Genomic DNA, 8,506 nt, shown 5'->3' with positions numbered 1-8,506 from the left:
AAACATCGGACTATTTCCGGTTTTCTAGCAGGCATATTTTCATCTTTATGTGCTTATCAACTCTGTCAGAAGAATAAGCCAAAAATTCATGTCGTTAGAAATTTAGCTTATCCGTAACTAGGGTTAAATAACATAATTGGTATTTTAATAAACTCTATATATAACAGTTATATAGGGTTTTTATTTTGTGTGGTGTAATTTAAGGTAGGGTGGAGTACTTTGATTTTTGGTCACTAATTTATTGTGATAATCAACAATAATAACCAACATACACATGCTTAATCTAAAGGTATTTTACTGACTGGTATAATTTTATGATGAGAGGGGTGTTGCCTGAGGCTACGGTTTCTGTTTTGCCTTTTGACGTAATACGTACAAATATAAGCTTTCTACTTTTTCACGTGCCCATGGTGTGGTACGCAAGAATCGCAATGATGATTTAACACTTGGGTCTATGCAAAAACATCTAATTTCAATTTTACGACTTAAACCTTCAAAGCCACCGTAGTAATCCAATAATTCATCCAAAATGTCAGCAAGTTTTTTGCCGTGTAAAGGGTCATTGGAGGTATTCATAATAGATCAATAGTATTTTGGGTGGCCATTATTATAACCTGGGCTAGTTGGAAAACTAGAGAGTTGGAATGTAGGTAATGATGGACTGAATAGCCACCAAAATTCTGGAGCACGCCTAGCCATCGGGTGATGTATCATATATATGACTTTGTAATCCCATTTGCTGTGTAGGAAATTTTTTCTTAATGGGTCACCTTTTTATGGAAGTAGGTAAGAGAAAAGCTCTAAACCTTTACGGATCGCTTCAGCACTGTACTTAAAGGCAATTAATGGTTGACCTGTGATTACTGTTGAGGCGACCAGTGTACCCTAAAGCCAATATTCACCCCATCCATTGTAGTAAACATTAAGTTTTTTGAGCATGGGTTTATTTTCTTTTGATACGTTGGCGAGCCGTATTGCTCTCATAGCGAAGAATGTCATCTACACTGTTTAAATGAGGTTTGAAGAGTTCCTCTAATTCTTTTAATCGGCCTAGTACCATGGCAACGCGTACTAAATTTTCAAATGAAACATTTCGACCTGCTTCCAGATTGGATACTGTATTCACACCAATACCAGCACGTGCAGCAACATCTGCCTGAGTCATTTCCAGATAAAGCCGTTCTTTACGAAGCCTCTCACATAATAATGCAACAACTTCTTCAGGTTTTCTGAATCTTAAATCCATAATATTGGGTCTTATGTTTAGATATAGCTATTAAGCCACAAAATAATGGAGTTATAAAATGTGTCGGTTGATCGATGAAAAGGTGCTTTATTGGCCTGATTAGATCCTATTAGATTAAAAAAATCTAATTAGATATTTACAATCTAATGGAGTCTAATACAATCTATGGTAATAAATAAATCATTGCCGAGTAATTAAAATGATGACCATCTCCAATGACCCTTGGCACTTTCCACGTACCGAATTGGCGAAACAAATTTTAGGCATGTTTGAGACTGGACTAGCTAGTTCTCTGACTTTTTTTGCCCCACGCCGGATGGGAAAAACTGAATTTTTACGAAAAGATATTACGCCCCTAGCAGAACAGCTTGGATGGCGCGTTTTTTATTTCAGTTTTTTAGATGCAGGCCTGCATAGTGAAGGGCAGTTTGTAAAAGCTCTTGATGAGTTTTCAAAACAAAATGGCTTAATGGGGAAAGCCACAGATTGGATTAAAAATATTGGTTCTTTAAGTACAGAGGTGGCAGGGGTAAAAGCTGAAGTGACACTTCTACAAGGACAAGTGAATTCCAGTATTTTGTCTAGCATTACTAAACTGGCTCAGCAGGGGAAACCTATTTTACTGTTACTTGATGAGATTCAGGCTTTAGCTAGTTCAAAATATAAAACCACGATTGCCAGTTTACGTACCGCTTTAGATATGCATAAAGAAACAATAAAGGTGATTTTTACTGGTTCAAGTCGAGAAGGCCTGAGACAAATGTTTTCTGTGAGTAGTGCTCCATTTTTTCATTATGGACAGAATTTACCTTTTCCAAATCTAACAAAAGCATTTACAGATCATCTGGCAGATGTATTTAATCAGACAACAGGACGTAGTTTGAATAAAGAAATTTTATGGCACGCTTTTTTAGATATGAAGCAAAGTCCTCAACTAGCAAGATCATTAGTGGAGCGTTTAGCCTTAAACCCAATGCTGGCTATAGATTTTGCCAAGGAACAGCTTATAGCCGATACAATGGGGCATCGTGACTTTTCGGGATTATGGGGAGAGTTTAAGTTATTAGAACAGCTAATTTTAAAAGCCATAGCGGAATCGCAAGTTGAACTTTATAGTAGTCAATTTAGACAACATCTGGCTGATTCCATTGGTGTAGATAACATTGCGGTATCAAGTATTCAATCGGCCCTACGTTCTTTATCAAAAAAACAAATTATTTTTAAACCAGAAAATGGTACTTATGAAATCGAGGATGCTCTTTTTAAAGAATGGATTATGGATGAAGCATAATTTTGAAAACTCACTTGGATAAAAATAATACTTTACTACTATAATAAGTATATAATGGGCAAAACTGCCTGTACTTTACTATTTAAATAGAATTATGAATGATTTTTGATCTTTATAAATATTTCTGAATAATCAATCGATCGATTGTGCCTCTATTGAAGTAATAGGTGAAAAAGCTAAGGGTTGGAAAGCTAGCTGCGGAACATATTATTCAATGGATTACGCAATTGAACATAACCAAGATGAAATCTATCGGGATAGATGGTGAAATTCTAGAAAATTGTGCATATCGCATTGAAGGTATTTGCGCATAATTAAAGGAGATTTGTTATGGATAAACGTTTTATTCCACTCTCTCAAATAGAGCAAATTAAAAAAAGACAATATGTCTTAGAACAGATTCAACTGAATTCCGATTGGCCGATACATGTCATTGCAAAATTCATTAGAACAGAGCTGCATCTGACATTATATGAAATGTCCAAGATCACTAAAATTTCGCTTCAAACTTTACAGAAACTAGAGCGATCAGATGCAAATCCAACTCTAGAAACAATGCTAAAACTTTTGATCCCATTTGGTTTAAAATTAACGGTCGTGAAGAAATGATCACTTTCTATCGGGATATTTTCGACCTCAATGAACTGTTTAACTTCTCGGATTTGATTGTCTTTACTCACAATATTCCTATTGAGTGAGTCGAATCTGTGCTCAGGTTGAGCAGTTCGGCTACTGTTCTGAAATGACAGCTTTGTCCGTTATAATTGTATAAACATTTTTAGTGTCTGGTAATTATGTCCTCATTGATCAATTTTCTATCTCGCTTTAGTACTGCAACTATTCAGCGCAGCCTTAGCTATGCTAAACACATTGATAGGGAAACGATTGAGTTATTTGAGGAAAAAGACGGTGTCACGATGTATGCCCAAATTGAAGGGACAGATTATTACGATACTGCGATTACCTATAATCCCCAAAAAGACCGTTTAATTGATGACGACTGCACTTGTCCGGTTGGATATAACTGTAAACATGCTGCGGCTTTAGCGCGGTTATTCTTTCAGGAATATCGCCAGGAATTTCAGCAGCGTTATGCTGACTCTCAATCCCCACAGGGAATCGCAAAACGCCAACGGGAGGATGATCAGGCGCAGCGCTGGTTGAATGATTTTAAACGGTATTTACAACAGACTGAACCTGAGCAGCCTGCCAAAACAAACACATGTTTAATTTACCTGTTAAATCAGTCTGTCAGCTCAAAGAAATTGACCCTTGTGGTGCAGAAGGCCAGACGCAATAAAAATGGCTCGATTGCCGGTGAAAGTGATTATACGCAATATGAAAATATCACCAGAAAGCATCTGACTTTACCGGAACAAAAACGACAATTATTTAACCAGATTTATTATTACGCCAAAATAAACAGCGACGAGCGTTTTTATCAAAGCAATCTTGATATCTCCGGAATTTCATTGGAGCACTTTAAATCTTTTATTCAAAGTGGCGATGTGTACTGGCAAAAAAAGAGCCATGCTGCACTTCAATGGTCAGAACAAGGCTATCACATCGAACTGATCTGGCAACAAGGTGTAAACAAACAGACAGAGCATTTAAACATTGAATTGGTCAATGGTGATATTCGACTCGATTTAAAATCAAATCCTCATATTCATATTCTCGCGAGCCATCCACCATGTTATGTGGATATTCAACAGAACACGGTGGGCCAGTTATATGGTGAATATACGGCAAATCTTCTGTACCATTTTTTACAGATGCCTGATCTTCCAGCTAAGCTCTTGCCAGAGTTTGAGAAACTGACTCATCAATATTCAGAGGTGAAAAAAATGCCTCAGCCCGAGTCTATTCAGCATATTGATGTCCTTGAGGGAAGTCCCCAGCCAATTTTACGCTTCGGTGTTTTAAATAAATTTGATTGGAAATGGGAAGAGTCTGTTTGTGCTGAAATTGAATTCTCCTATGCAGGCGGGCGAATTAAAGCAGGTACATCAGGTGACAGTTTTATTGGTGAACAGCATGGCAAAATGGTGCGACAGCTTCGGGACTTAGTTCAGGAACAACAGTCAATCCAGCGTTTACAGCTATTGGTCGAATCACTGAAGTGGGTGAAAGATCTTAGTTATGACCAGCAATTAAAACTGGATAAACAACGTCTTGATTCTATGGTTTTTGCTTTCTATGGAGACTGGATCAAACAGCTGATGCCCATCAATCAAATTGAGTTGATGGGCTGGCAGATAGAGCATCTGGAAAACAGCCCCTTTAACCTGCAATATGTTGAAAATTTAAATATTTCCATCACTGAATCTGAAAGCCAGCAGGACTGGTTCGATATCGGGGCGACGGTTCAGGACAGTGCAGGCAATTGTTATGATTTGCTCGATGCAATCGTAGCTTTGGTGAAAGAATATCCTGATTTACTTGATCCGCGGACTTTTAGTTATCTGAATGACAGCCAAATTTTCACCCTGAAAACTGCAGTGGATCAACCTGATTTGGCTCTATCCGCCAGGGACATTAAGCCGGTATTGTTGCATCTACAGAGCATTTTACAGCAAGAAGAGCGCAGTATCGATCGCTATGATGCGAGTCAACTATTAGAATTACAGCATAATCTTGGGATGACATGGCAGGTCAGTGACCAGCTGCAGCAATTTGTACAGAAATTCAAACAAGGCTATCAGCAACAACTGCCGACACCACAAGGTTTTCAGGGGGAATTGCGCCCATATCAGCAGCAGGGCTTAGGCTGGTTACAGTTTTTAAGGGAAACCCAGCATGGCGGGATTCTGGCAGATGATATGGGCTTGGGCAAAACAGCACAAACTTTAGCGCATTTACTCATGGAAAAGCAGGCTGGTCATTTGCAGGACAGCCCCGCCTTAATTGTTGCACCCACATCGCTGATGCATAACTGGTTCAAAGAAGCGGAAAAATTTACCCCTGAGCTCAAGGTACTGCTGCTACAGGGCCCCGACCGCCATCAGTATTTTGAGCAGATTTCACAATATGACATTGTGTTAACCACCTATCCGCTCTTGGCGAGAGATGAAGAGCAACTGAAGCAATATGAATATCATCAACTCATTTTGGATGAAGCGCAGAATATCAAAAATCCGCGTGCCAAAGCTGCACAGGTGGTACGGCAATTAAAAGCACGACATCGCCTATGTCTAACCGGTACACCTATGGAAAATCATTTGGGTGAGCTGTGGGCACTATTTTATTTTCTGATGCCAGGATTCTTATATTCACAAGAAATCTTTAATAAAAAATACCGCTATCCGATTGAAAAACGCGGTGATCAGCAGTTAAGGCAAAAGTTGGTAAACCGCATTAAACCCTTTATTTTACGTCGCTTGAAAACTGACGTTGCCAAGGAATTGCCAGAAAAAACCACGATTGAAGTCAATATTGATATGAATGAACAGCAATCCAAGCTATACGAGGCTGTTCGTGCCACGATGCAAGCCAGCATTCAGAAAATTGTGGCAGAAAAAGGCTTTAAACGTAGTCAAATCCAAATTTTAGATGCCTTACTGAAGCTACGTCAGGTGTGCTGCCATCCTAGCTTACTGAAACTGGATTCAGTTAAAACCGGGCAGGCTCACTCAGCCAAACTTGAACAGTTGATCGATATGGTCGTTCCAATGGTAGAAGAGGGGCGAAAAATTCTTATCTTCTCTCAGTTTACCTCAATGCTGGAATTGATTGAGCAGCAACTCCATCACGCAGAAATTGGCTATGTCAAACTGACTGGGCAGACCAAAAAGCGAGATGAAGTCATTACCGCATTTCAGTCTGGACAAGTGCCGGTGTTTTTAATCAGTCTGAAAGCAGGAGGGGTCGGTCTGAATTTAACCGCCGCAGATACAGTCATTCACTATGATCCATGGTGGAACCCTGCTGCTGAGGATCAAGCTTCAGATCGTGCATGGCGAATTGGACAGGACAAGCCGGTATTTGTGTACAAGCTGATTACCAATCAAAGCATAGAAGAAAAAATTCTTGCCTTACAGCAAAATAAAGCAGAACTGGCACAGTCTATTCTAAGTACCGATCATGAGGGCGAAGCAAAACTGACGGAAAATGATGTGATGAACTTGTTTGAGAAATTTTAGTTTGGTTACTGGTTGCCCTAATCATCTGTAAGTATCTGAAAGTCTGGATGCAATTTTTTCCAATGTACTCTTAATTTTTCTTTATGAGCGGAAATCATAGGTAAGTCTAGTAATAGCGCTGGCCATAATGATCGAGCATTATCCATAATATCGTGAAGTTGCTTCTCGATGATACGCCATGGAACGCCGACTTTTTCTGCCCATTGCTTAAAATGCTTCATCTCAGCTAGATACCAATCTTTATTTTTGGCAAGATTTAATGCGAAATGATGCTCATTTTCAATATATACACTAGTCATTAATATATCGTATGCGGGAGATAATCTGGGTGCACTTTTATCATGATAAATCATACTCCAGTTTTTTAAGTGTGCATCTCCATTGGCGAGTAAAATATTGACGAGTAAACGGCTGGCAAATTGCTGAATATCAATAATTTTGTTATCTGAAAATTGATAAATGATCTTTCCTATCTGCTCATAATTTGTGGTGCTGTATTTCTGATGTGGATATGCGCCGAAGATCTGAGCAAAATCTTCGATGTGAATAAGCTCTGTAGTATCAGCAGTACTCTGTCTATCAAATCTTTTGATTGCGAAAGCATATTGCTCTTGGGGTAAATTTAATGGTGGAAGGTCTTGTAAAAGGGCCATATCCACCAAGCGAATCTCAGGGACATCTATTCCGACCGTTTTGGCAAGGGTCATCATAGAATATTCATTTAGCGGAACAAAAGCATGTCTGGAAGAAGGAGTTTTGATAATCCAGTCCCCGAGTAGAGTCGTTTCCGTTGCCTGTGCTAGTGTAAAACGCCCATCTTTGGCTTTCATGGAAAACTTCATTTGGACGCCGGCCAAGGAAAACTTATTATCTGTTCGAATCTCTTGCTTTAAAATCTGATCTGGATTCGAGATCTGCAGTTTGAATTTTATTTCATCTGGAATTTCTTCTGGATCTAATGGGGTCGCAATGAGTGCTCCAGGTAAGTCATGACCTAAAGCTGCCAATAACTGAAATTCATTGTCTATATGTACTTTGAGGCTTTGTGCAATTAGTTCGCGTAATGCGCCTTCTGGTAGCAAGTTTGATAGCAAGGGGTGTAAGCGCTGATGTGTAACATAGGTCTTTTCTAAAATCTTATCTGCTTGAGGATACAAGGGGGAAGTAAGCAGGCTCAAGGTCGGGCGTCGCTGATCAAATCGGAAAGAATCCGTAAAAACCAGAATATTTTTTCCGCTCTGAAATCCTGCCAAGTATCCAACGACAGCGTGATGTAATGTTAATTTCAGGACGGCAACAGTATTCATGGTTCCTCTCCTCCGAGAAGACCCTTCCATGGGTTAGTCATTAAGTCATCCTGATCTTCAATAGTGACTTTAATTTCATCATTCAATAATTGTCTGATCAAATGAACCTTATCATCAGGGATGAGCATCAGTTGAGCATTTAATCCTGCCGCTATAATTTCTAAGGTCTCTAATCGAGGGTTGCCCTGACTTTCCAGTTTTTGGTACTGCTGTCTTGAAATGCCTGTACGGGATTGCATATCAACTTGCTTTAAGCCCAATTGGGTTCGTCTTTTTTTGATTTGCTGAAGTAAAGACTTATTCATTGTAGATACATTTATTGCTTTTAGGTCCTTTAAGAAACATATTAGTTTCTTTTTTTTTGAAAAGCAATTTATGACTTTATCATTTCGATCTGTAAAAGCCCTAGCTACGTAGTGATCTGAAATCACTCTGAAAATACAGTTAAAATACGCGGTTCAATTTAGCTTAATCTCCTTACGGAATTGGCAGCCAGATCTGAACTGTCGGCAACTCTCTG

General features: G+C 39.1%; 7 protein-coding genes and 2 pseudogenes. 4 read left to right on the top strand and 5 right to left on the bottom strand.

Annotated features, from left to right (window positions below; translation table 11 throughout):
• A pseudogene (locus FTT83_RS06785) lies at positions 1-117 on the top strand (IS982 family transposase); the annotation flags it as partial.
• Positions 118-339: 222 nt separating this feature from the next.
• On the opposite strand, the gene FTT83_RS06780 reads toward FTT83_RS06785, so the two are convergent.
• The 3 genes and pseudogenes from FTT83_RS06780 to FTT83_RS06770 all read right to left on the bottom strand — a co-directional run bounded on the left by FTT83_RS06780 (position 340) and on the right by FTT83_RS06770 (position 1,246).
• A complete protein-coding gene (locus tag FTT83_RS06780; RefSeq protein WP_002058193.1) occupies positions 340-576 on the bottom strand; it encodes a VF530 family DNA-binding protein in 237 nt (78 codons plus the stop codon).
• 118 nt (positions 577-694) lie between these two features.
• Positions 695-879, bottom strand: a pseudogene (locus tag FTT83_RS16045) (type II toxin-antitoxin system HipA family toxin); the annotation flags it as partial.
• Between the two features lie 64 nt (positions 880-943).
• Positions 944-1,246: a helix-turn-helix transcriptional regulator gene (locus FTT83_RS06770; RefSeq protein WP_087013817.1), complete on the bottom strand. Its 303-nt coding sequence runs from the start codon at positions 1,244-1,246 to the stop codon at positions 944-946.
• A gap of 199 nt (positions 1,247-1,445) precedes the next feature.
• On the opposite strand from FTT83_RS06770, the gene FTT83_RS06765 reads away from it, so the two are divergent.
• From FTT83_RS06765 to FTT83_RS06755, 3 genes are all read left to right on the top strand, one after another.
• Positions 1,446-2,537, top strand: a complete 1,092-nt coding sequence (locus FTT83_RS06765; RefSeq protein ID WP_180042640.1) for an ATP-binding protein — start codon at positions 1,446-1,448, stop codon at positions 2,535-2,537.
• A 330-nt stretch (positions 2,538-2,867) separates the two neighbouring features.
• Positions 2,868-3,146, top strand: a complete 279-nt coding sequence (locus FTT83_RS06760; protein ID WP_180176465.1) for a helix-turn-helix domain-containing protein — start codon at positions 2,868-2,870, stop codon at positions 3,144-3,146.
• 185 nt (positions 3,147-3,331) lie between these two features.
• Positions 3,332-6,679: a DEAD/DEAH box helicase gene (locus FTT83_RS06755; RefSeq protein ID WP_180176464.1), complete on the top strand. Its 3,348-nt coding sequence runs from the start codon at positions 3,332-3,334 to the stop codon at positions 6,677-6,679.
• A gap of 17 nt (positions 6,680-6,696) precedes the next feature.
• On the opposite strand, the gene FTT83_RS06750 is transcribed toward FTT83_RS06755, so the two are convergent.
• Complete coding sequence (locus FTT83_RS06750; protein ID WP_180176463.1) at positions 6,697-7,986, bottom strand: type II toxin-antitoxin system HipA family toxin; 1,290 nt, start codon at positions 7,984-7,986, stop codon at positions 6,697-6,699.
• Complete coding sequence (locus FTT83_RS06745; RefSeq protein WP_004282130.1) at positions 7,983-8,291, bottom strand: helix-turn-helix transcriptional regulator; 309 nt, start codon at positions 8,289-8,291, stop codon at positions 7,983-7,985. The genes FTT83_RS06750 and FTT83_RS06745 overlap by 4 nt, the downstream gene beginning before the upstream one ends.
• Positions 8,292-8,506: the final 215 nt, after the last annotated feature.

Source organism: Acinetobacter sp. YH01018 (assembly GCF_013420295.1).
GTDB lineage: Bacteria > Pseudomonadota > Gammaproteobacteria > Pseudomonadales > Moraxellaceae > Acinetobacter.
This window is presented reverse-complemented; position numbering and strand designations above follow the sequence as displayed.